Here is a 23,825-nt window from a genome sequence, read left to right on the forward strand (position 1 = left end):
TCAAATCATGTTCTGCTCATTTATCCCTCGCTGCAATGTCCAATAGTCTGCTGGCTCCCGATCCGCTTGATGGAGTTTCCGCATGTCCAGCACGACCCGCACCCCGCGTACCGTTCTGATCACCGGTGGCAGCCGCGGCCTGGGCCGCAATGCCGCGCTGGCACTGGCCGCTGATGGCGCCGATATCGTGCTGACATATCGCAGCCAGTCCAGCACCGCCGCAGAGGTCGTCGCGCAGATCGAGGCACTGGGCCGTCGCGCGGCGGCGCTGCCGTTGGACGTCGCCGACAGCAGCAGCTTCAGCACGTTCAGCGCGGCACTGCAGGCGCAGTTGCGGCAATGGAACGTCGCGCATCTCGACGGCCTGGTCAACAACGCCGGCGAAGGGCACTACGCGGCTTTCGCCGACACTACCCCGGAGGCGTTCGACCAGCTGGTGGCCGTGCATCTGAAAGGCCCCTATTTCCTCACCCAGGCGCTGCTGCCCCTGTTGGCCGATGGCAGCCGCATTCTCAATGTCTCCAGCGGCCTGGCCCGTTTTGCACTGCCCGGCAGCTCGGCCTACGCAATGATGAAGGGGGGCATCGAGGTCTTCAGCCGCTATCTGGCCAGGGAGCTCGGCGCGCGCGGCATCACCGCCAATACGCTGGCGCCGGGCGCGATCGAAACCGACTTCGGCGGTGGCCGCGTACGCGACGATGCCGGCACCAATGCCATGGTGGCCTCGGCCACTGCGCTGGGCCGCGCCGGCAAGCCGGATGACATCGGCCCGGCGGTTGTGGCCCTGCTCAACCCTGCCACGCGCTGGATCAATGCCCAGCGCGTGGAGGCCTCTGGCGGCATGTTCATCTGAGCCGCACCACACGGGTATGCGTTGGCTTACCAGCGAATGCCCGCACCACCGGAGATGCTCTGCTCGCTGCCGCTGAATGCACCGCCCAGCGAGATGGAGATGTTGCGGCGCTCGCCCATGTAGCGCTGGTAGCCAATCGCCAGCGCCGTACGGCCGTTCTGTGCGCCCACGCCGGCGGCAAGACCGCTGTCGCCACCCGGGCCGGTCATGTTGCCGGCCATGCCGGCGTACGCCGCGCTGATCGCACCCATCCGGTCGATGCGCTTGTCCACCGCCTGGAAGCGGCTGTTGGACCAGTCGCGTTCGGCGGCAAACCGATCTTCCATCTGCTCCAGGTTCACCGCATCGGTCGGGCGGGTACCACGGCCGACATTGCTGACCACGCGCTCATTCCCCTCCGAACCCACCGAGAACTCGTTGTCGCGGTCAGCAGTGGAGCCCTTGCCGATGGCGACCGCGTCGGTGCCGGTCGCCGAAGCGCCGTCGCCGATGGCCACGGCGCCGTCGCCGGTCGCTGTCGCCTCCTTGCCCATGCCGATCGAGCCGGCACCGGCAGCCTGGCTGCCCTCACCAATGGCAACCGACCCGGCGCCGGTGCCCGGCGATACGCCCGGGCCTTCGTTCGGCGGGGGCACCAGCGGGCCGCCGATGCTGCCGTCGGCGATGCCCTTCTCGATGGTACCGACACGGCCATCCATCTGGTTCCACTTGGCTTCCCAATCAGCGTTCATCTGCCAAATCTGGCCACCGTTGACCGCTTCACGGCTGCCAGCAGCGATCAGTCCGTTGCCCAGATTGGCGATGACGGTGCCGTTGGTGCCGCCCAGCGTGGCGCGGTCCAGCGACATGTCGTCGTACACCAGTGCGCCGAGCGCACGTCCATCGTTGGGGTCGACCAGTCCCGATGCCTTGAGCTGGGCGATGGTGGCCACGTCGGTGTCATCGGTGCCGTTGGCCACGCCACTCAGACGACGTGCACCGTCGGTGCCGGTCATGTCCACCGCCGTGCCGCCTTTGCCGGCGCCCACCGAGATCACGCCGCTGGTGGCATCCTGCTGCACCAGTCCGATGCTGCCGCTTGCCAGTTCGGAGACCTGCTGGTTCAGGCTGCTGATGTCGCCCTCATTCACGGCCACGCGTCCATCAAGCGTGACCACATCGCCCTGCAGCGTCGTCACGTCGCCCTGCACGGTGGCAATGTCGGAACGCGCGGACGCCACATCGTCATTGGTGGCCTGAAGCTGCGCACCGTTCACGGCTTCATCGCTGTCGGCAGCAACCCGCCCCGCTGCCACACCCGACAAGGTGCGGGCCCCGGCGGTGCCAGCGAAGCTGACCAATGTCCCAGCCTTGTCGCTGGCCACACCGATCGCACCGGTGGTCGCGTCCTGCTTCACCAGGCCCACCGAACCACTGCCGATATCGGCCTGCAGCTGGGTGATGTTGGTCTCAGCCGTTCCCATGCGCGTATCGAGCGAGGTAACCGACGTGTTGAGGGTGGTGACATCCCCCTGCAGCGCAGTGATGTCGGTCCTTGCCGAGGCCACGTCCTCGTTGGTGGCGTGCAGCTGCGCACCGTTGACCGCCTCGGTGCTGCCGGCGGCCAGACGGCCATCGGCCACGCCGCTCAGCGTGCGGTTGATCGCCGCACCGGCTGCATCGACGCCAGCGAAGCTGACCGAGGTGCCGGCCTTGTCCCCACCCACGGTGATTGCACCGCTGGTGGCGTCCTGCTGCACCAGGCCCACGCTGCCGCTGCCGATCTGGCTGGCCAGGTCGCTGATGTTGCTTTCGGCAGTATCCATGCGACCGCCCAGCCGGGTCACCGAGGTGTCCAGCGTGGTCACATCGCCCTGCAGGGTGGTGATGTTGGTGTTGGCGGTAGTGATCGCGGTGGTGTTGGCGGCCACATCGGCAACCGTGGCAGTGATCGCCGCCGTGTTGGCGGCCACGTCGAGGCGGTCACCGGCGTGGTGCCGGGCACGATGGCCGAGCCGTTGAACAGATCATTGAGCAGCACGCTCGGGGTGCTGCCACCGGCGATCGGGCTGACCGGTGTGGCGGTGAAGTCATCGGCCACCGCCGTGATGCCATTGGCGGCAATGGTGATGGCGACCTGGGCGGTATCGCAGACCAGACCATCGGGTGCGGGCAGGCAGACCTGGTAGGTCAGCGTATCGGCGCCGGTCTCACCCGGCGTGGCGGTGTACTCCAGAACACCGGCCGCGCTGAGCGTCACCGTGCCCTTGCTCGGCGGGACGGTGACGGTGAACACCGAGCCGACCGGCGCATTATCGTTGGCCGCCACGTCCAGGGTACCAGCAGCGGCGCCGGTCACGCTCAGGCTGTCATCCTGCGCCGACGGACTCACCAGCAGCGCGACCGTCGCGGTATCGCACACTGCAGCATCGAGCACGTCGCAGATCTGGTAGGTCAGCGTAACCGCGCCTGCGGCGGCCGTCGGCTGCACGGTGATGAGGCCTGCGGCATCGATGCTGTAACCGGCCGGCGGATTTACCAGGCTTACGGTAACGTCGCCAGCGGCAACCGTCACGCCGTTGTAGGTGTCGTTGGCCAGCACCGAGGCTGTCGTCCCGCCAGCGCCGGGCGCGAACACCGTAGCGCGGAAATCATCGTCCACCGCAACCAGCGCGTTCGCACCGATGGTGACGGTGACGGTTGCGCTATCGCAGACCGTGGTATCCGGTGCAGGCAGACATACCTGGTAGACGAAGCTGGCGGTGCCGGCGGGTACGCCGGCCGAGGTATAGGTGAAGCTGCCGTCCGCATTGACCTCGGCGGTACCCGCCGTAGCCGGGCTCAGCAGGCTGAAGACCGCGCCGGCAGGTACATTGTCATTGGTCGCTACGCTGCCGCTGACCGGCTGGCCCAGCGTGGTGCTTACCGCATCGTCCACCGCATCCGGGCTGACCACGACCGCCACGTTGGCCGTATCGCAGTTGGTCGTCGAGCCCAGTTCGCACAGCGAATACACCAGGGTCTGTGCGCCTGCTGCCGCAAACGGTGCAACGGTGATGATGCCGTTGCCATCGATGCTGTAGCCCAGCGGCGGCGACACCAGATTGGCGGTGACCTGCAGGGCGGTGACCGCAGCGCCGTTGAACAGGTCATTGCCCAGCACGCTGGGCGTGGTGCCGCCCGCACCCGGCGCGAACACCGGACTGCGGAAGTCGTCGTCCACCGCCTCAACGGTGTTGCTCACCACGGCCAGACTCACACTCGCGGTGCTGCACACCCCGTTGTTGGGCGCTGCCAGGCAGACCTGGTAGTCGGCGGTATACGTGCCGGTGCCGCCCGGGGTGAAGGTGAACGTGCCGTCGGGAGCGAGCACGAAGCTGCCCTCGGCCGGCGGCGTGAGCAGCGTGAACTGCGCATCCGCCGGCGCATTGTCGTTGAGCCCGACATTGCCGGCCAGGGCCTGCCCTGCCGGGGTGGTGTAGCTGTCGGCCACCGCCAGCGGGGCCACCAGCAGCGATACCTGGGCGGTATCACAGTCCGTACTCACACCGGCCTCGCACAACTGGTAGGTCAGCGTGACCGCTCCGGCCGCGGCACCTGCTGGCACGCTGATCACTCCGTCGGCAGCGAGGGTGTACCCCGGCGGCGGCGTGCCCACCAGACTTACGCTGACCTGACCGGCCACCACCGGCTGGCCGTTGAAGGTGTCGTTGTCCAGCACCGAAGGCGTGCTGCCACCGCCGGCCGGCAGGATCGGCGTGGTGAACACATCATCGACGGCGTTCACCTCGTTGGCGGCCACCAGGATGCTGGCGGTGGCGACCGAGCAGATGCTTGCATAAGGCGCGGGCAGGCAGACCTGGTACTGGAAACTGTCGGGCCCGCTCTGCCCGGCGGTCACCGCGTAGCTGAAGGTGCCATCCAGGTTGACCGTGAGCGTACCCCGCTGCGGCTGGCTGATGGCGGCGAACACCGCGTTGGCGGGTGCATTGTCGTTCGCGCCGAGGTCGCCGGTGAGCGGCGTGGGGTACTGCGCGCTGTAGCTGTCGGCCACCGCCAATGGACTGACGATGAGCTGCACATCGGCAGGCGCACTGCAGTTGCCGGGGTTGGCCACTTCGCAGATCTGGTAGCTCAGCGTTGTCACACCGGCCGGTGTGCCGGCGGCGACGGTCACCACGCCGGTGCTGGCGTCCAGGCTGACGCCCGCCACCGGCGCGGTCAGCGTGGCGGTTACCGCACCGGCAGGAACGGTGCCGCCGTTGAAGGTGTCGTTGAGCAGCACGCTGCGTGTGGTGCCGCCCGTTGCGGGCGACACCGGCGTGTCGAACAGGTCGATGTTGGCCATCAACACGTTGGCACCCAGGGTAACCGTCACCACCGCGCTGTCGCAGATGCTCTGGTTGGGTGCTGGCAGGCAGACCTGGTAGCCAAATGTGTCGGTACCGGTCGCGGTTGCGTTGGGCGTGTAGGTGAACGCACCATCGGCGCCGACGGTGGCGGTCCCCTGCGTCGGCAAGGTGCCGAGGGTGAAGGTGGAGCCGGCCGGTGCATTGTCGTTGCTGCCGACGTTGCCGGTAGCCGCAACGCCGGCACCCGGCGTCTGTACCAGGTCGTCCACTGCCTGCGGCGCCACCACCAGCAGCACGTTGGCGGTGTCACACAGCGTGGGTGCGGCGACCAGACACAGACGGTAGGTCAGCGTGACCGGCCCGGCCAGCGCGCCGGCCGGTACCGTGATCACGCCGCCGCTGAGGGTGTAGCCCCCCGGCTGGGTGACCAGGGTGGCGACCACGTCGGCCGGAATCACCGCCGCGCCGTTGAAGGTGTCGTTGGTGAGAACGCTGGCGGTGGTACCGCCGGTGGCCGCGATCGGGGCGGTGCTGAAGTCGTCGAACACCGCATCGATGACATTTGCGGTGATGTTGATGGTCACCGTGGCGGTGTCGCACACGGTGGGACTGCCTGGCAGACACACCTGGTAGCTGAAGGTGTCGGTGCCGGTGGCTCCGGCATTCGCGGTGTAGGTGAAGCTGCCGTCGCCGAGCAGGCTCAGCGTGCCCTGGGTCGGGCCGGCGCCGGTCTGGGTGAAGCTGGAATCGATGACGTAATTGTCGTTGTCGCGCACGTTGCGCGTCAGCGTGCCACCGGCCTGCACCGCGTAGCTGTCATCCACCGCATTGGGGCTGACCACCAGCGTGACGTTGGCGGTGTCGCAGTTGCTGGGCGAGGCGGTCTCGCAGATCTGGTAGGTCAGCACCACGGTACCGGCCGCTGCCGTGGCCGGCACGGTGATGACGCCGGCGCTGTCGATGACATAGCCCGCCGGCGCATTGGTCAGGCTGGTGGTCACCGCAGTGGCCAGCACTGCCACGCCGCCCAGCGTGTCGTTGCCCAGCACACTGGCGGTGGTGCCGCCCGCACCCGGCGGCAGCGGGGTAGCGCTGAAGTCGTCATCGTTGGCCAGCAGCTCGCGCGGCTGCACCGGGATGGCAGGCGTGGTGGAAGTATTGTCGCCCGGGGTGGGATCGGTGGTGCCCGGCGGCGGCGTGATCGTCGCTGCGTTGCCCGAAATGGTGTTGGGTACGGTGGCCGGGGCGGTACCGCTGACCTGCACGACCAGCACCTCGCCGACGCCGACATTCACCGCGACGTTGACGTTGCCGGTACCGGAAGCGACCGCGCACTGCGTGCTCGCTGATACCGCCGCGCAGCTCCAGGTGACGCCGGTGAGCTGGGTCGGCACGTTGTCGACGAGGGTCGCACCCACCGCCTGCGAGGGACCATCGTTGCGCACCTCGATGCGGTACTGCACGGTGCCACCAGCCACCACGGTGATGCCCGAGGTGATGGTCTTGAGCACGCTCAGCTGGGCCGAGGCAGCCAGCGTATTGCTGTCGCTGGCCGTATTGTTGCCGGGGGTCGGGTCGGCCACGTCCGCGGGCGCGGTCACCGTGGCCGTGTTGACCAAGGGGTTGGGGTAGCTCTGCGCGAGTGCCAGGCCAGGCAGCAGTGCCAGCATCACGCCGACCGCGCGCACCAGGCGCAGGCAGCCGGGCTGCGGCAGGAACGAATGCGGGGCGCTGGCGGTTTCCATGCAGTCATCCTCGAAAGCACCGCGCCGTAGCGGGCGTTCCGCTGCAGTGGCGCGTTACCGTGTTGCGTTGCCGATGCCGGGAGCAGCGCCATCACTGGCGCCACCCGTTGGGTATTGCTCAGTACGCTGCGGGGTTGGGGCTGAAGGTGACCGGGACCGTGATCGTGGCCTGCCCGCCGTTGATGAGGTTCAGCAGCAGGCTGATGACATTGCCGCCCGCAGCCCCCCCGCTGGCGGCACCGCAGCTGCTGCCGGCCGAGGCGGCGCAGCTCCACGGCGCGCTGAGGGTGGCCCCCGCCGGCAAGGTGTCATTGACGGTGGCGCCGGTAACCGCGTCTGGCCCGGCGTTGCTCACCGTGATCACATAGCTGGCAGCACCGCCCGGCGTGTAGGTGCCGCTGCCGTCGCTCTTGGTGATCGACAGGTCGGCGAGCCGCGCGCGGTTGGTGATGCGGCAGACCACGCTCAGTGGCTGCGCGGCCAGCGCCGGCGCGGTGAAGTTGAAGGTGTTGCCGGTGCCGCTGGCGAGCACGGTGTTGGCCTGGTCGCGGCATTCCCAGGTGCTGGCATACCGCGCCAGCACCGTGCCGGTGCCTGCCACTTCGGCCAGGGTGTAGACCTCACCGGGTGCGGTCACCACGGCGGGCGTAGCGCCGTTGTTGCCAACGTTGGCGACGCTGGCCACCACGGTGGCCCCGCGCGCGATGCTCAGGTTGAACACGCCGGTGTCGGTGGTCGGCGCCAGCGTCTTCACCAGCTGCACGGTTGCCGCGCAGCTCTGCGCGATGCTTTCCACCGTGAACACCGCCTGCCCGATGCGGATGCCGAGCAGCCCCAGCACGTTGTCAACGACGCCGCCGAGCACCGTGGTCAGCACCGGTCCAACGACGCCGGTGACCAGGGCCCGCACCGGCGGAAGCAGGGCGCCCAGCAGCGCGTTGACGATGTTGCCGACCGGCAACGGCAACTGCACGAGATTGCTTACCAGCGTCACGGTCGGGGTGCCGCTGCCGAGGCTGACCTCGAGATTGTTGACCAGCGTGGTGATCAGCGTCCCGGCGCTCACCGTTCCAGCGGTCAGGGTCCGCGTCTGCGGGAACGGGCCGTTCACCGTCACCGACTGCAGGCCGGGGGTACCGGTGGCTGCTGCCCTGAGGTTGACCGTGACCGGCACGGCGACATCGGCCACCTTGATGCCGGTCAGCAGATTGACGGCCACGTTGACGCTGAGCGTGGTCGCCGCGATCGGGGTGACGCTGCTTGGCCCGAGCACCGCGCTGCGGTTGAAGAACACCGCATCACTGATGGTGCCCAGGTAGACGTTGACCAGGCCGGGCCGCGCCTGCAGGGTCACCGCATTGCCGACCAGGTTGACCGCGTTGATGGTGCCCTCGGCGCGTGCCACGTCGGCATACACCTGCAGACGCAGCAGGTCCGCGCTGATGCTGGTGCCGTTGAGCGAAACCAGCCCGCCGATGTTGAGCCCATTCAAGGCGCTGACCAGGCTCGCCACGTTCAGACCCTGTGCAACGGAGAAATCCAGCTTGATGCGGATCGCGCTGCTATGGAACGCAGTACCGGTGGGTCCACACGCATAGACCGGCGGCTCCACCACCTGCGCCCAGAGCCGCACGTTGGCCAGCCCAGACAGGCCGAGCGGTGCCAGCTGTGCGGTGGTCAGGGTGATCGGCGTCGGCGTGGTGACCACATTGCGGAAGTTGTAGACCTGCACCCCGCCGGTCAGCAGATCGAGCACGTCGAGATTGACGGTGGCCAGCGACCCCGGCGGCAGACTGACCTGCAGCAGATCGGCAAGCCGGATGGTACCGGTCAGCCCGCCCAAGGTGGGCGTCAACAGGTTGAGCGCGTTGGCAGCGGCAGTGTTGCCGTCGGCCGCCAGCACCTGTGCGGTGGCCGCACGCAGCTGCGCCAAAGTGATGGTGGCGTTGAGCACCTGCGAGGGATCGCTGACCGTGACTCCGCCGTTGAGCTGGGTCAGCAGGGCATTGAGGTTGACGTCCGCGCCGGCGAGGCTGTTCCAGTCCAGCGCGGTGAGCGTGACGTTGGTACCGGGCAGCAGCAGGGAGAACAGCAGGTTGAGGACGGGCCCCTGCGTGGAGTCCACCGAGACCAGCCTCGGCCCGGCCGATACACAGGCGCCATTGGCGGTACACGCCTCCTGCGCATGGACTTTCGGCGCGAAGGTGAACAGGGAAAGCAGCAAGGCGCCGAGCACGGCCAGTGTGCGAATCCTGAATACCTGTGACGCGTCCTTCACGACCGAGCACTTATCCATCGGACCATTCCCTGCATCGCGGCCGCACCGTGCCAGCACTGGCCGATGGACACCGACCCGTGATGACAGGACTGACCTGGTTCGACATTGCGGTTTTTTTCCCGGTGCTGTGTGACCGGTTGCACGAATTACTACGTTCATGCCGAGAAGCCGTCAAACCGGCCACGTGTGTTTCAGGGGTTAGTAGTGCTGTCACCTTCGGCAGAAAGGATGGAAAGCCGTTGTGTGACGCGCCGCGACAGTCGTTCTGTACAAACGGCAAAAAGAATCACTGTCCGGCAAGTATCAATAACCATCCACCACTTCCAGGTACTGGAAAAGAGGGGGAAGAGATGCCGACCATGGGTGACAGGATCCGCAGCGCGCGGAGCAGTGCAGGGCTTTCGCAGTCACAACTCGCCGAGCAGACGGGCGTCAAACGCAGTGCGGTCGCGCAGTGGGAACGCCAGGGCGGAACGCGCCCGAGCGTGCAGAATCTGGAACGTGTTGCGGTCATCACGCAGGTGCGTTTTGAATGGCTGGCCACCGGCCGTGGCAGCGCGCGGGCCGACGGTGTGGAACTGGCACCGCCCAAGCCAGGCGCTGATTACGCGCGTGATGATCTGGAAGGAAACATCCTGTCGCTGGTGCGACGGCTGCCGCCGCGCAAGCGTCAGGTGGCACACGCCATCATCCAGATGCTGGGCGCCTGAGTCAGGCGTCGAGCGTGGCGCGCGAGGGCAACGACCAGTCCATGGGTGACTGCCCTTGCCGCTGCAGGTAGTCATTGGCCGCGGAGAAATGTCCGCAGCCAAGGAAGCCGCGATGCGCGGACAATGGAGAGGGGTGCGGTGCATGCAGTACCCGGTGACGCCGGGTGTCGATCACCGACCCCTTCTTTTTCGCATAGGCGCCCCAGAGCATGAAGACCAGCCCCTCGCGTTCGCGGTTGAGCTGTTCCACCACGTGGTCGGTGAAGCCTTCCCAACCACGTCCCTGATGCGCGCCCGCCTGGCCTTCCTCGACGGTCAGCACGGCGTTGAGCAGCAGCACGCCGCGCTGGGCCCAGGGCAGCAGACACCCGTGATCCGGACGGGCAATGGCCAGGTCGCGCTCGATTTCCTTGTAGATGTTGAGCAGCGAAGGCGGCACCGGCACGCCGGGCTGCACCGAAAAGCTCAGTCCATGCGCCTGGCCACGCCCGTGGTAGGGGTCCTGGCCGAGGATGACAACCTTGACCTGCTCGAACGGCGTGGCGTCGAATGCCGAGAAGATCTGTGGGCCCGGCGGAAACACCACTGCGCCGCTGGCCTTGCGCTCACGCAGGAAGCCGGCCAGCGCACGCATGTCCGGGCGCAGCAGGTAATCACCCACCTGGGCTTTCCAGCTTGGTTCGAGCTGGATGGATGGGGTGTGCAGCGTGTCGTTCATTACAGTACCGGGCGGGGATCGAGCCGGGCCAGGCGCAGCTGGAACAGCACCTTGGTCACCAGCAGACGTTCTTCAATGGGCTTGAGCACCAGGTCGTTGGCGCCGGCCTGCAGCAGGGCTGTCTGGTTATGCGCGTTGCCGTCACCGGTCATCACCAGCACCGGCAGGCGACGCTTGCCGTAACCAAAATCCACGCGTATGCGCTGGACCACATCGCGGCCACTCAGCTCGCCTTTCAGCGTGACGTCGGTCAGCACCAGGTCGATGCGATGCTGGCTGCGGCCCAGCGACTCGGCGGTGAGCAGCGCAAAGGCTTCCTCGGCCGACATCACGTGCAGCACAGTCAGCTGCTGCCGCTCCAGCATGCGCTTGGTGGCCTCGGCCACGACCCGGCTGTCTTCCACGTACAGCAGCGTTGCGCCGGGAATGGTCTGCGGCTGTACGTAGCCACGAATGAAGGCAGCGAGCGCTTCATGCCCAAGCGCCTTGTCGAAGTAGTCGGTGACGTGGTCGTTGAAGCGGCGCTGTTCCAGATGTGCCTGCGCTTCGCCGGAGACCACGATGACCGGCACATACGCCTGGCCGGCGGCGGCGCGGACCATGCTCGCCAACGCCAGGCCATCGCCGTCGGCCAGGCTCAGCGAGGTTGTCACCAGATTGACCGGACCCCGGGCCAGCGCCTGCCGGGCCTCTTCGATGGTGGCACAGCCCACGACCTCCACACCGGGCAGGTCGCGCTTGAGCACATCGGCAATGAGGCGGCGCACCAACCGCGAACCGTCGACCACCATCACCCGCGGCGCGGCGTCGTCCAGGTGCCTCAACACATGCTGCGGCATGGGCGGCTCAGGTTTCGGTGGGGCGGGTCTGACGCAGGAAGTGGCCGGTCACCAGCCACGCGCCCAGCCACCCCACCACCACGATCGCCAGCAGCACGATGAACGAATGCAGCAGGTCCAGGCCTTTCAGCGCGAACGGGCTTCCGTAGCTGCGCGAAAGCTCGGCCAGCGGCCCGGCCAATGCGGCACCGGCTCCGGCCACCAGCCACAGCGCAACCACGCCGGCGCCCAGCCCGTACCAGGCGCCCAGATAGAGGAATGGCCGGCGGATGAAGCCATCGCTGGCACCCAGCAACTGAAGCACACCGATTTCCTCGCGACGGGCCTGAATGTCCAGCCTGACCGTATTGCCCACGACCAGCACCGCCGCCAGGCCCAGCAGCACCGACAGAACCTGTACCAGCCGCGCACCAAAGCCCAACCAGCCATCCAGACGCGTGCGCCACAGGGCATCGTGCTGGACCAGATCGGCCTGCGGCAGCGCTTCCAACGCGCCGGCCAGCTGCGCATCATCGGCCTGCGCGGCTGGCGTGATCACCAGCAGGCTCGGCAGCGGGTTGTCCGGCAGCGCATCGATCGCCTCGCCCAGCCCCGCATGCTCGCGCAGTTCGTTCAACCCCTGCTCCGGCGTTCTCACGGTGATGGCGTGCACGTCCGGGCGTGCGCGCAGCGTTTCGGCCAGGGCGGTGGCGGCAGCGCCATCGAGGTCGGTCTTCAGGAACAGATTGATGTCGCGCGACTGCTGCACGCTGCCGGTGAAGTGGGTGAGGTTGTCCAAGGCGATGGACAGACCGAGCGGCAGGGCCAGGGCCAGCGCCATGACCATCACCGTGAGCAGGGTCGCCCACGGCTTGCGGCAGGCGCGGCCGAGGCTGAACACCACACTGTGCATATGGTGCTGCCACCAGATGCCCAGCCGCGAGGGCGGCCTGGCTTCGCTGTTGGGTTTGCTGCTGGAAACGTCGTTGCTCATTCGGCCAGGTCCTGCGGCTGGATGTCGTCGACCAGACGGCCATGGTCCAGGATCAGCACGCGCTTGCGCATGCGCCGGAGAAGCGCCAGGTCATGACTGACCACCAGCACGCTGGTGCCGCGCGCGGGCAGCTCGGCGAACAACGCCATGATCTCCGCAGCCAACGTCGGGTCAAGGTTGCCGGTCGGTTCGTCGGCCACCAGCAGTCTGGGTTCACCGACAATCGCCCTGGCGATGCCAACGCGCTGCTGCTCGCCTGCGGAGAGCTGCGAGGGCAGTGCTTTTTCGCGGTGGCCCAGGCCCATGCGCTCAAGCACCGAGCGTACCCGCTTGCCGACATCGCCACGGCGCGTGCCGCGCAGGATCAACGGCAGTGCGACGTTTTCGGCGATGCTCCGGTCCATAAGCAGGCGGTGGTCCTGGTAGACGGCGCCTACGGCGCGACGATGACGAGGCACGTCGCCGCCGCGCACCTTGAGCAGGTTGCGCTCGTTGAACAACACGGCACCACGGCTGGGCCGCTCGTCGAGATGGATCAGCTTCAACAGGGTGCTTTTGCCGGCACCGGAATGTCCGGTGACGAAGAGCATCTCACCGGCGGCCACGTCGAAGCTGACATCGGTCAGCGCCTCGTGGCCCCCAGCGTACTGTTTACTGACATTGTCAAAGCGCAGGACGGTCATGCCCTGATTATGCAGGACCGAAGCGACGACGTGGGGCAATGGCACAGCCGGGCTCCGCCCCGGAAGGCGACGATCAACCACGCGTCGTGAGCCCTGCGCCGGTAGGTGACGACCGTTGGTCGTCACGCCTAAGCGGCGAAGCCGTGCTTTTGGGCCAGGTGTACGAACGACCGCGTGACGACCAACGGTCGTCACCTACCACCGGCGAGGCTCAGCTGCCGGCAAGCATCCGTCGGATCTTGCGGCCCAGCCGGGTCAGGAAACCTTCGCCTGCGTCGGCATGGCGCACCGGCTTGGCGACCACCTGTACCGGTGCGGCGGACGTGGCGGGCGCGGCCGTCGCGTTGCCGTCGGCACCTTCCAGCGGGCGACCGTTGCGGCGGCGACGGCGCTTGCGCGGCTTGCGCTGACCTTCCGGCATGCCCTCCACCGCCTCGCCCTCAGCGCGCGGGGGACGCGGCGGGCGCGGCGCCTGCGCGGCCGTGGCCGCATCAGCAGTCACAGCCTGACCGGAAACAGCCTGCTCGCCTTCCACGCGCGGCTTGCGCGGGCCGCGTGGGCGGCGTTCGCCGCTGCGCTCGCCTTCGCGCTTCTCGCCACGGCCACCGCCGGAACGGCCACCGCTGCGGCCGCCGCCACGGCGCTCTTCCTCGGCAGCACGCGCTTCGCGGGCCTCGCGGAAGATCTGGCCCACGCTTTCGGCCTCTTCGCCTTCCTCACCTGCCACCGGTGCCGGACGCTCCGGACGCGGCAGCGGGGTCAGCAGTTCCTTGGTGACCGGATCAGAGGGAATCTTCTGCTCGATGTAGGCCTCGATGTCCGGCAGGCTCATCGCGTAGCGCTCGCAGGCGAAACTGATCGCATCGCCCTCTTCGCCCAGGCGCGCGGTACGGCCGATACGATGCACATAATCTTCGGCGTCGAACGGCAGGTCGTAGTTGTAGACGTACTTGATGCCGTCGATGTGCAGGCCACGTGCCGCAACATCGGTGGCCACCAGAATCTCCAGCTGGCCTTTCTGGAAGCGGTTGAGCAGGCTCTCACGCTTCTTCTGCGGCACGTCACCGGACAGGACGCCGACGCGATAGCCGGCTTTCTCCAGCGAACGGGCCACGCGCTCAACAAATACCTTGGTGTTGACGAACACCATCGTGCGCGCGCCTTCGCTGCGCGACAGCAGGCCCAGCAGCAGCGGAATCTTTTCTTCGTCGGCCGGGAAGTACAGCTTCTGCCGCACGCGTGCAGCGGTCACCGTCTCCGCTTCCACCACCAGCTTCTGCGGCTCGTTCATGTGCTCGTACGCCAGCTCCAGCACGCGGTGGCTGAGGGTGGCACTGAACAGCAGGGTCTGGCGGGTGGTGCGCTCGGGCATGCGGCGCAGCAGGAAGCGGATGTCCTTGATGAAGCCAAGGTCGAACATGCGGTCCGCTTCGTCCAGCACGCAGATTTCGCAGGCGTGCAGCGAGACCACCTTGTGCTGCTTGACGTAATCGATCAACCGGCCCGGGGTGGCGATGATCACGTCCACGCCCTGCTGCAGCAGCTCACGCTGCTTGTCATAGTCCACACCGCCGTAGACCAGCGCGAAGCGCAGGCCCAGGTCGGCGCCGAACTTCACTGCGTCCTTGTGGATCTGGATGGCCAGTTCGCGGGTGGGGGCAAGGATCAGCGCACGCGGGTCTTCCGGCTTGCGGTCGGCCAGCGCCGGGCGGCTGAGCAGTCGGTTGACCACGGCCACCAGGAACGCCAGCGTCTTGCCGGTGCCGGTCTGGGCCTGGCCTGCAACATCGCCACCGGCCAGCGCGACCGGCAGGGTCAGCGCCTGGATCGGCGTGCAGCGGGTGAATCCGGCGCCTTCGAGTCCGGCCTGGAGGGTCGGATGCAGATCGAAGGAAGAAAAGGTCAAATCGGTCAGCGGTTTGTCGCTCATGTGTCCGTCTTTGTAAGGCACCGGCCTGCGGGCGGGCGGCGCTCAGCGTCTAGGGGCTCCGTCGCAACTGCGGCCCCTGCGGCGGGTCGGCGGGGCCGGGACCTCGGGTCCTCGCGCCGCACAATGTGTCAGTTTAACGCACTCTGCCCATTAAACCGCCACAGGCGTCTCACCAACTGCCGAGACGAAGGCTCTCCAGCTTCATGCTGCCTACCCTGCCCTGAACCGCCCTGCCGCCGACGCTTGCAGGGCGCGTTCATGGCCACAGGTTGTCCGGAAGGCACCGGGCATGCAATGCGCGCCCCACATGCCCGGCGGCTGCCCGGCCGCGCGCTTGTAGACGATATGCTGGGTTCCAGCCGGCACCTGTCGCCCGTCGTGGATAGGGGTAAACTGCCGGCCGTGAGCGTCCAGGCATCCCGCCTAGCGCACCGTGGAAGGATTCCGCGAGGCAACGACGAGGGTCGCGCCACACTGGCCTGGCCCAGTTCACCCACCTCCGGCCATGGCCGGGTGCAACACAAGACGAGAAACCAAGATGAGCGACAAGGTTGTACATGTCGGCGACGCCGACTTCGATAGCGCCGTGCTGAACTCCAAAGAGCCGGTACTGGTTGATTTCTGGGCCGAGTGGTGTGGTCCGTGCAAGATGATCGCGCCTGCGCTGGATGAGCTGGCCGATGCCTACCAAGGGCGCGCAAAGATCGCCAAGGTCAATGTCGACACCAACCGCGTCCTTGCAGCCAAATATCACGTGCGGTCGATCCCATACCTGGTGGTGTTCAAGGATGGCGAAAAGGTAGGCGAACAGATTGGCGCCGTGGGCAAGGCCCAGCTGGCCAGCCTGCTCGACAAGGCCCTGGCCTGAACTGACCTGCCCCGGCAGCCGGTAACGCCGGCTGCCTGCAGGCCCTGCGCCTGCTGAATGCCTGTTGCCGGCGACTCTTGCGTGCCGCCGTGGCCCGATGATAGTGTCGGCACATCCGGCCGCGTTCGCGTGCCGCATCTTCTGGCTCCCGCCAGACCCTTTCCCAACGTTTGTCGCCCCAGCCGGGCGCTCGCACCTTCAAGCGAGGAATAACGCTCTTGTCCGATAACACTCCTGTAACCGGCAGCGCCGAGGCGCCCGCCGAAAAGCGTGTGCGCAAAGCCCGTGTAAGCAAGGCTGCCGCACCTGCCGCTGCTGAAACCGGCGCGGCCACCGTACAGTCGTCCCTTCCGCTGTCCGCTGCGGCGGACAGCGCACCGTCGGCGCCCGCTGCCGCGCCGACTCCGCCTCCCGCAGCGCCGAGCGCGCCCGCCGCAGAAGCGCCCGCCTCCAGCGGCAGCGGCGATGCCGGCGAAGGCCGCGAATCCGGCCAGGGCCGCAACGCCAACCCCGCCCCGCCGCACGGCAATGCGCAGGGTGGTCAGAACAACAACGGCGGCCAGCACCAGGGTGGCCAGAACCCGTACAAGCAGGACGGCCAGGGCGGCAACCGCCGCGACCGTTTCCGCAACCGCCGCGACCGTGATCGCAACCGCGGCCGTGATGACGGCCTGCCGCAGGACGGCGGCGAGCAGCAGAGCTTCGTCCCGCGCACGCAGCCGACGGTGCCCGAAGGCTTCCCGGTCTACTCGCTGAGCGATCTGAAGCGCATGCCGGCCCAGCGTCTGCTGGAAATCGCCGAACAGCTGCAGATCTCCGAAGGCGTAGCCCGTGCCCGCAAGCAGGACGTGATCTTCGCGCTGCTGAAGGTGCTGACCCGTCACGGTGACGGCGTCGCCGCCGACGGCGTGCTGGAAATCCTGCCGGACGGCTTTGGCTTCCTGCGCGCCGCCGAGGCCAGCTACCTGGCCGGCCCGGACGACACGTACATCTCGCCCAGCCAGATCCGCCGCTTCAACCTGCGTACCGGCGATCACCTGTCCGGCCGCATCCGCTTCCCCAAGGACGGCGAACGCTACTTCGCGCTGTCCATCGTGGACACCATCAACGGTGAGCCGCTGGAAGCGTCGAAGAACAAGGTGCTGTTCGAGAACCTGACGCCGCTGTTCCCGCGTCGCCGCTTCACCCTGGAGCGTGGCAACGGGTCATCGGAAGACATCACCGGTCGTATCCTCGACCTGATGGCCCCGCAGGGCAAAGGCCAGCGCTCGCTGATCGTCTCCCAGCCGAAGGCCGGCAAGACGATGATGATGCAGCAGGTCGCCACCGCCATCACCACCAACCACCCGGACGTGCACCTGATCGTGCTGCTGATCGACGAGCGCCCGGAAGAAGTGACCGAAATGCAGCGCACCGTGCGCGGTGAGGTCATCAGCTCGACCTTCGACGAACCGGCCGCGCGCCATGTGCAGGTAGCCGAAATGGTGATCGAGCGCGCCAAGCGCCTGGTCGAGCACAAGAAGGATGTGGTGATCCTGCTCGACTCGATCACCCGCCTGGCCCGCGCCTACAACAACGTGGTGCCGAGCTCGGGCAAGGTGCTGACCGGTGGTGTGGACGCCAATGCCCTGCATCGTCCGAAGCGCTTCTTCGGTGCCGCGCGCAACGTGGAAGAAGGCGGCAGCCTGACCATCATCGCCACCGCGCTGATCGACACCGGCAGCAAGATGGACGAAGTGATCTACGAAGAGTTCAAGGGCACCGGCAACAGCGAAGTGCACCTGAGCCGTCGTATCGCCGAGAAGCGCGTGTTCCCGGCGATCGACATCAACCGGTCGGGCACCCGCCGCGAAGACCTGTTGATCGAGCCGGAACTGCTGCAGAAGATCTGGATTCTGCGCAAGCTGCTGCATCCGATGGATGAGATGGCCGCGATGGAGTTCCTGCTGGACAAGATGAAGAACACCAAGTCCAACGACGAGTTCTTCGGTTCGATGAAGCGCTGAGCGCGCTGAGCGCGCTGCACCGCAGCCCCGGAAGCCCGCGCACCCGCGCGGGCTTTTTCGTTGGGCGGTGTTTACCCTGCCGCGTCTGGCCATCAGCGCGGCAGAGCCCCGCTCTACGTGCTGGAAGCTCTATCATCGGCGGATACCTCGGCTACAGGGATGCCTCCCGCCTCATGCGCACTCGTATCGAAGACGTCGCCGCCACTGCCGGGGTATCGATCAAGACCGTCTCGCGGGTGCTCAACAACGAGCCCAACGTGCGTGCCGAAACCCGCCAGCGGGTGGAGGCCGCCGTCGCACAGCTGGGCTACAAGCCCAACCCGTCGGCACGCAGCCTCGCCGCGCAGCGCTCCTACGCGCTGGCCCTGGTCTACAACAACCCCTCGCGCAACTACCTTATGGAGATCCAGGGTGGAATGCTCGAGGCCTGCCACGCCCGTCACTACAACCTGCTGCTCGGACCGGTGGGTACCGGCAGGCAGAGCCTGCCGGACCTGTCAGCGCTGTTCGAGAACTCACGCCCCGACGGCGTGGTGCTCATCCCGCCGCTCACCGACGATCCGGTGGTGCTGGACTATCTTGATGCGCACCAGATCCCGTACGCCTGCATCGCGCCGATCCATCCGCGTGACCGCATCGGCGTGCGCATGGATGAAACCACCGCGGTGGTGGAGCTGATCGGTCACCTGGTGGCACAGGGTCATCGTCGTATCGGCCATATCCTGGGCCCGCGTGGACATGGCGCACGCCAATGGCGGCAGGCGGGCTACCGCCAGGCGCTGCGCGCTGCCGGTATCGACTACGATCCGGCGCTGGTGGTCAACGGCAGGTTCTCGTTCGAATCCGGTGTGGAAGCAGCCAATGCACTGCTCGACCTGGAGACGCCGCCGACAGCGATCTTTGCGGCCAACGATGACATGGCCGCAGCGGTCTACCGTGCGGCGGGCCAGCGCGGACTGCGGGTGCCGCGCGACCTGTCGGTGTGCGGCTTCGACGACACGCCGATCGCCGGGCACATCTTCCCCGCGCTCACCACCGTGCGCCAGCCGACCACACAGATGGGCCGACAGGCGACCGAACAGCTGATCGAGCGCATCCGCACCGCCTCAGCGGGCCGCATGATCACGGTGGAGCATGCGGTGCTGGTACGCGAATCGACGGCGCCACCGCGCCGTCGTTGAGGCGGACGCCGCCGCAGGCGGCACCCGGCGCCTGCCTCAGATACGCGGCTTGGCGCCACGCCAGGCGTAGAAGGCGATATACAGGTAGCACAGCACCGGCAGCAGGAAGGACAGCTGCAGGCCGTGGTGATCGGCGATCCAGCCCATCGCCGGCGGCACCAGCGCGCCGCCGACAATCGCCATCACCAGCAGGCTGGACGCCTGGCCGGTCAGCTTGCCCATCCTGGCAATGCCCAGCGCGAAGATGGTGGGGAACATGATCGAGTTGAACAGCCCGATGCTGACCACGCTCCACTTGGCCAGGTCACCACTGGTCAGCACGGTCAGCGCCAGCAGCGCCATCACCGCCACCGCGAACATGCCAAGCAGCCTGCGTGCCTCGATGCGGGTCAGCAGCAGTGCGCCCACCAGTCGACCGACCAGCGCACCGCCCCAGTACAGCGACACGTAATGCGTGGCCTGCTGTTCGCTCATGCCCTGGCCGATGCCCGGCGAGGAGAGGAAGTTGACCAGCACGCTGCCGATGGAGACCTCGGCGCCCACGTAACAGAAGATCGCCAGCACGCCGAGACGGACATGACGATGGGCAAAGGCCTCGCGCAGTCCTCCCTTGCCCGCGCCCTCGCCTTCGGCGCCGGGGATGGCCGGCAGCCGGAACATCCAGATCGCCATCGCCAGCAGCGCCAGCACGATGGCCAGACCCAGGTAGGGCAGCTGCACCGACTGTGCCTCGGCGGCGCGGTAGGCCAGCGCCTCGGCCTGCGGCAGCAGCGCCAGCTGCGCTTCGGTGCGTGGCTCGGCCGAGAGGATCAGCAGGCCGCCGACCAGCGGCGCCACGGTGGTGCCCAGCGAGTTCATCGACTGCGCCAGGGTCAGCCGGCTGGAACTGGTCTGCTCCGGGCCCAGCAGCGCTACGTAGGGGTTGGCAGCGACCTGCAGCACGGTGATGCCGGTGGCCAGCACGAACAGGGCGCCCAGGAACAGACCGTAGACGTGCGCCGCGGCGGCGGGCCAGAACAGCAGCGCGCCGACGCCGGCGATGCCCAGCCCGGCCACGATGCTGCGCTTGTAGCCCAGGGCGGCGACCAGCCGGCCTGCGGGCACCGACATCAGGAAGTAGGCGCCAAAGAACGTGGACTGGATCAGCATCGCCTGCACCCAGGTCAAGGCGAAGGACGCCTTCAGGTGCGGAATCAGAATGTCGTTGAGGCAGGTGATGAAGCCCCACATGAAGAAGATCGCAGTGACGACCCCCAGGGCCATGCCGGTGCCCTGCACGTGGCGCCCGCGAACTGCTGCACTTGTGTCCATTGCTTGTCCTTGGAGTTGATGGTCGCCCGCTGCGGCGGCCCCACATGGAACTCTGTTCCGTCAGCGATGTCCAGCGCTGTCAACCGGGACACAATCCTGTCTGCGTGACGTGCCTCAGGCCGTTGCGCAGTTTCGTTCTGCATTGCACAAACCATCGCCCCGGCTGAACTGGCAGCGCTGTCATCCGCCAGAACCGGGCAAAGGCCCGCTGCGCCGGGCGGATGCGGCATTTAACGTGCTGTTCAGTGCGCATACCTGTCGTCCATGGCATGCGGGCAGGCTGCACGCAACATGGCGATTTGTTGACAACGCTGTCAGCCCCGCGCCCAAATGCCCCGCACCACGCCATCGACGACGCATTCCCTGGGGAGGGAGCTTGATGAAGACGTACCGGGCTTTACCGCGCAAGACGCTGCTTACTTCCGCCCTGATGGCGGCTCTGGCCACGCCTGCATTCGCACAGCAGAGCACCGGCGCTGACACGCCGGACGCGACAACCCTGGACACGGTGACCGTCACCGGTATCCGCGGCAGTCTCACCTCGTCGATGAATCTCAAGCGCGACAGCCAAGGCGTGGTCGATGGCATCGTGGCCGAGGACATCGGCAAGTTCCCTGATACCAATCTCGCCGAATCGCTGCAGCGCATCAGTGGTGTCTCGATCGACCGCACCTCCAGCGGTGAAGGCTCCAAGGTCACCGTGCGCGGCATCGGGCCGGACTACAACCTGGTCCTGCTCAATGGCCGGCAGATGCCGGCCTCGAACCTCGGCAACGGCGGTGGTGGCCTCTCCGGCTCGCGCTCGTTCGACTTCGCCAACATCGCCTCCGAATCGATCTCGGCGGTGGAGGTCTACAAGACCACCCGCGCCGACAATCCGACCGGCGGCATCGGTGCGACGATCAACATCAAGACCCTGCGCCCGCTGGAAGCAGCACCGGTGGTGAGCCTCGGCATGAAGGCGGTGCACGACACCTCCAACGACAACGTGCCGCGCTCGATGAAGGGTTCCAACCTTACCGGCGAGCTGTCGGGCATCTTCAGCCAGACCTACGCCGACGGCCGCTTCGGCATGGCCTTGAGCGCCAGCCACCAGGAGCGTGATTCCGGTTTCAACCAGGCCACCGTGGCCGAGGGCTGGGCCACCCTGCGCGGTGATGACACCAGCGACTGGCGCGCCCTGCCGCAGCCCGGCACCGGCTATGCCGACCGCATCGAAAACCGTCCGGGAGCCAATGACATCTACGGGCGGCCGCAGAACACCGCGTACAACGTCAATTCGGTGCAGCGCCAGCGCACCAACGGCCAGGCCACCTTCCAGTGGAAGCCGGCCGACAACGTCACCACCACGCTGGACTACACCTATGTCGAGAACAAGGTGCAGCAGCAGCGCAGCGAACTGTCGGTGTGGTTCAACTACGGCCCCGGTGACAGCATCTGGACCGACGGCCCGATCGCCGCGCCGATCGTGTACAGCGAGGACGTGGTCAACGGTGACGTGGCCATGGGCGGCATGAAGCTGGCCACCAAGTCGGCGATGGACTCGCTTGGCTTCAACGTCGAGTGGGAGGTCAACGATGCGATGGATCTGTCGTTCGATTACCACCGCTCCAGTGCCGAGTCCAAGCCCGACAGCCCGTATGGCTCGGCCGGCGTGCTTGGCGTGGCAGCCTACGTGCGTGGCACCACCACCGTCGACTACAGCGGCCGCCTGCCGATCCTCACCATCGCGCTGCCGCCCGGCGGCGTGCAGGCGTCGCAGGCGCTGGTCACCGGCTCGGTGTTCCAGAACAGCTACAACAAGTCCGAGGTCGAGCAGTTCCAGGCCAAGGGTGTGTTCCGCTTCGCCGACTATTCTGCGCTGGACTTCGGTGTCGGTCATTCGGAGGTCAACAACCGCTCCGCCTCGGCGATCACCCAGCGCGACAGCTGGGGTGGCGTGGGTACGCCGGCCGATTATGACGACAGCATCTGGTATGCCGACGACATGGCCAAGTACTTCAAGGCCTTCTCCGGGCACAAGGATCCGCGTCTGACCGGCCAGTTCCTGGTGTTTGATTTCGACCGGCTGCGTGAGCGTGCTGCGCAGGTCGCCAACGGCGTCGAGCCGGCCTGCCCGACCTGCTACGTCGCGCCGACCGAGTTCACCGACGACGTACGCACCACCGAGACCTCCAAGAGCGCCTACCTGCAGTACCGCACCACCTTCGACTGGGCCACGCCGCTGCATGTAGCCGCTGGTGTGCGCTACGAGGAAACCGAAGTGAAGTCGCTCGCTTTGGTGAAGGTGCCGACCTCGATCAGCTGGAACTCCTTGAACGAGTTCAACATCACCTATGCCGATGATGGTGCCTTCATCGGCGGCACCGGCAAGTACGATTATGTGCTGCCCAACCTGGACCTCAAGCTCGACCTGAGCGACTCGCTGGCACTGCGCGGCAGCTACAGCCGCAGCCTGGGCCGGCCCGGCTGGACCCAGATCGACAGCGGCCAGCGCCTGGACAACATCGTGCGTACCCAGGGCGGCACCGGCGCCCGTGGCAATCCCGCACTGGAACCGCTGCTGGCCGACAACTTCGACCTCTCGCTGGAGTGGTACTACGGCGAAGCGAGCTACGCATCGGTCGGGTTCTTCCGCAAGAAGATCAAGAACTTCATCAGCAATACCATCGTGCGCGAGGACGCCGGCAGTCTGCACACGCCGGTCGGCGGCGCGTACTGGAACGAGGCGCTGGCGGCGGGCTGCGTGACCACCGATACCGTGTGCATCCGCAACTACATCTTCACCAACCATGCCGGCGATCCGGGCGTGATCTCCACCGGCATGAACTCGGCCGGCCAGATGACCGGCAGCATCGTCGGCCAGCCGGGTGACCCGATCGCCGGCTTCGACATCACCCTGCCCTCCAACCAGCGTTCGGACCATCTGCAGGGCTGGGAAGTGGCCGTGCAGCACCTGTTCGGGCAGTCCGGCTTCGGCGTGGCGGCCAACTACACCAAGGTCAAGTCGGGACTCACCTTCGACAACCTCAGCCTGGGCGACCAGTACCCGATGGTCGGCCTGAGCGACTCGGCCAACGCGGTGCTGTTCTACGACAAGAACGCCTGGCAGGTCCGTGCGGCGTACAACTGGCGCGACAAGTTCCTCAACGGCATCGGGGGTCAGGGTCCCAACCCGAACTACACCGAAGCGTACGGCCAGCTCGACCTCAACATCAGCTACGCGGTCAGCGACCAGCTGACGCTGAGCGTGGAGGCGATCAACCTCACCGACGAAACCATGCGCACCTACGCGCGGCATACCAACATGCTGCGCTACGCCACCCAGACCGGACCGCGCTACATGTTCGGCCTGCGCTACAAGTTCTGAGCGGCCGGCGGGCGGCCCCGGCCGCCCGC

15 protein-coding genes are annotated in these 23,825 nt (G+C 67.0%); 6 read left to right on the plus strand and 9 right to left on the minus strand.

Going from position 1 to position 23,825, the window contains the following annotated elements:
- Nucleotides 1-82 precede the first annotated feature (82 nt).
- Nucleotides 83-853, plus strand: coding sequence for an SDR family oxidoreductase (locus RZA67_RS14365; protein ID WP_317213406.1), 771 nt, complete (start codon nucleotides 83-85; stop codon nucleotides 851-853).
- Nucleotides 854-879: 26 nt separating this feature from the next.
- Here RZA67_RS14365 and RZA67_RS14370 read toward each other — a convergent pair whose 3' ends face one another.
- The 3 genes from RZA67_RS14370 to RZA67_RS14380 form a co-directional block, all read right to left on the minus strand.
- Nucleotides 880-2,805 carry a YadA-like family protein gene (locus RZA67_RS14370; RefSeq protein ID WP_317213407.1) on the minus strand — a complete coding sequence of 642 codons (1,926 nt, stop codon included), beginning with the start codon at nucleotides 2,803-2,805 and terminating at the stop codon, nucleotides 880-882.
- On the minus strand, nucleotides 2,697-6,929 hold the full coding sequence (locus tag RZA67_RS14375) for an Ig-like domain-containing protein (protein ID WP_317213408.1): 4,233 nt from the start codon (nucleotides 6,927-6,929) through the stop codon (nucleotides 2,697-2,699). The genes RZA67_RS14370 and RZA67_RS14375 overlap by 109 nt, the downstream gene beginning before the upstream one ends.
- A 118-nt stretch (nucleotides 6,930-7,047) precedes the next feature.
- A complete protein-coding gene (locus RZA67_RS14380; RefSeq protein WP_317213409.1) occupies nucleotides 7,048-9,225 on the minus strand; it encodes a hypothetical protein in 2,178 nt (725 codons plus the stop codon).
- Between the two features lie 62 nt (nucleotides 9,226-9,287).
- On the opposite strand from RZA67_RS14380, the gene RZA67_RS14385 reads away from it, so the two are divergent.
- Complete coding sequence (locus tag RZA67_RS14385; protein WP_317213410.1) at nucleotides 9,288-9,917, plus strand: helix-turn-helix domain-containing protein; 630 nt, start codon at nucleotides 9,288-9,290, stop codon at nucleotides 9,915-9,917.
- A gap of 1 nt (nucleotide 9,918) precedes the next feature.
- Here RZA67_RS14385 and ung read toward each other — a convergent pair whose 3' ends face one another.
- The 5 genes from ung to rhlB all read right to left on the minus strand — a co-directional run bounded on the left by ung (nucleotide 9,919) and on the right by rhlB (nucleotide 15,060).
- Entirely contained in the window at nucleotides 9,919-10,635 is a 717-nt protein-coding gene (gene ung, locus RZA67_RS14390; protein ID WP_317213411.1) for a uracil-DNA glycosylase, read from the minus strand.
- Nucleotides 10,635-11,474: a response regulator gene (locus RZA67_RS14395; protein ID WP_317213412.1), complete on the minus strand. Its 840-nt coding sequence runs from the start codon at nucleotides 11,472-11,474 to the stop codon at nucleotides 10,635-10,637. Before RZA67_RS14395 ends, ung begins: the two co-directional genes overlap by 1 nt.
- A gap of 7 nt (nucleotides 11,475-11,481) precedes the next feature.
- Entirely contained in the window at nucleotides 11,482-12,447 is a 966-nt protein-coding gene (ftsX, locus tag RZA67_RS14400) for a permease-like cell division protein FtsX (protein WP_317213413.1), read from the minus strand.
- Nucleotides 12,444-13,130: a cell division ATP-binding protein FtsE gene (gene ftsE / locus RZA67_RS14405; RefSeq protein ID WP_317213414.1), complete on the minus strand. Its 687-nt coding sequence runs from the start codon at nucleotides 13,128-13,130 to the stop codon at nucleotides 12,444-12,446. The genes ftsX and ftsE overlap by 4 nt, the downstream gene beginning before the upstream one ends.
- A 211-nt stretch (nucleotides 13,131-13,341) precedes the next feature.
- Nucleotides 13,342-15,060 (minus strand): ATP-dependent RNA helicase RhlB, encoded by a 1,719-nt coding sequence (gene rhlB, locus RZA67_RS14410; protein ID WP_317213415.1) that lies wholly within the window; start codon nucleotides 15,058-15,060, stop codon nucleotides 13,342-13,344.
- Between the two features lie 538 nt (nucleotides 15,061-15,598).
- On the opposite strand from rhlB, the gene trxA reads away from it, so the two are divergent.
- The 3 genes from trxA to RZA67_RS14425 all read left to right on the plus strand — a co-directional run bounded on the left by trxA (nucleotide 15,599) and on the right by RZA67_RS14425 (nucleotide 19,115).
- Nucleotides 15,599-15,928: a thioredoxin gene (gene trxA, locus RZA67_RS14415; RefSeq protein ID WP_317213416.1), complete on the plus strand. Its 330-nt coding sequence runs from the start codon at nucleotides 15,599-15,601 to the stop codon at nucleotides 15,926-15,928.
- A 218-nt stretch (nucleotides 15,929-16,146) separates the two neighbouring features.
- Nucleotides 16,147-17,934, plus strand: a complete 1,788-nt coding sequence (gene rho / locus RZA67_RS14420) for a transcription termination factor Rho (RefSeq protein ID WP_317213417.1) — start codon at nucleotides 16,147-16,149, stop codon at nucleotides 17,932-17,934.
- Between the two features lie 173 nt (nucleotides 17,935-18,107).
- Nucleotides 18,108-19,115, plus strand: coding sequence for a LacI family DNA-binding transcriptional regulator (locus RZA67_RS14425; protein ID WP_317213418.1), 1,008 nt, complete (start codon nucleotides 18,108-18,110; stop codon nucleotides 19,113-19,115).
- Nucleotides 19,116-19,151: 36 nt separating this feature from the next.
- Here the strand turns inward: RZA67_RS14425 and fucP are convergent, their stop codons facing one another.
- On the minus strand, nucleotides 19,152-20,426 hold the full coding sequence (gene fucP / locus RZA67_RS14430; RefSeq protein WP_317213419.1) for an L-fucose:H+ symporter permease: 1,275 nt from the start codon (nucleotides 20,424-20,426) through the stop codon (nucleotides 19,152-19,154).
- A gap of 379 nt (nucleotides 20,427-20,805) precedes the next feature.
- Between fucP and RZA67_RS14435 the strand changes: the two genes are divergently transcribed.
- Nucleotides 20,806-23,796, plus strand: a complete 2,991-nt coding sequence (locus RZA67_RS14435) for a TonB-dependent receptor (RefSeq protein ID WP_317213420.1) — start codon at nucleotides 20,806-20,808, stop codon at nucleotides 23,794-23,796.
- The last annotated feature ends 29 nt before the right edge of the window (nucleotides 23,797-23,825 follow it).

The organism is Stenotrophomonas sp. C3(2023) (genome assembly GCF_032911385.1).
Taxonomy (GTDB): Bacteria; Pseudomonadota; Gammaproteobacteria; order Xanthomonadales; family Xanthomonadaceae; genus Stenotrophomonas.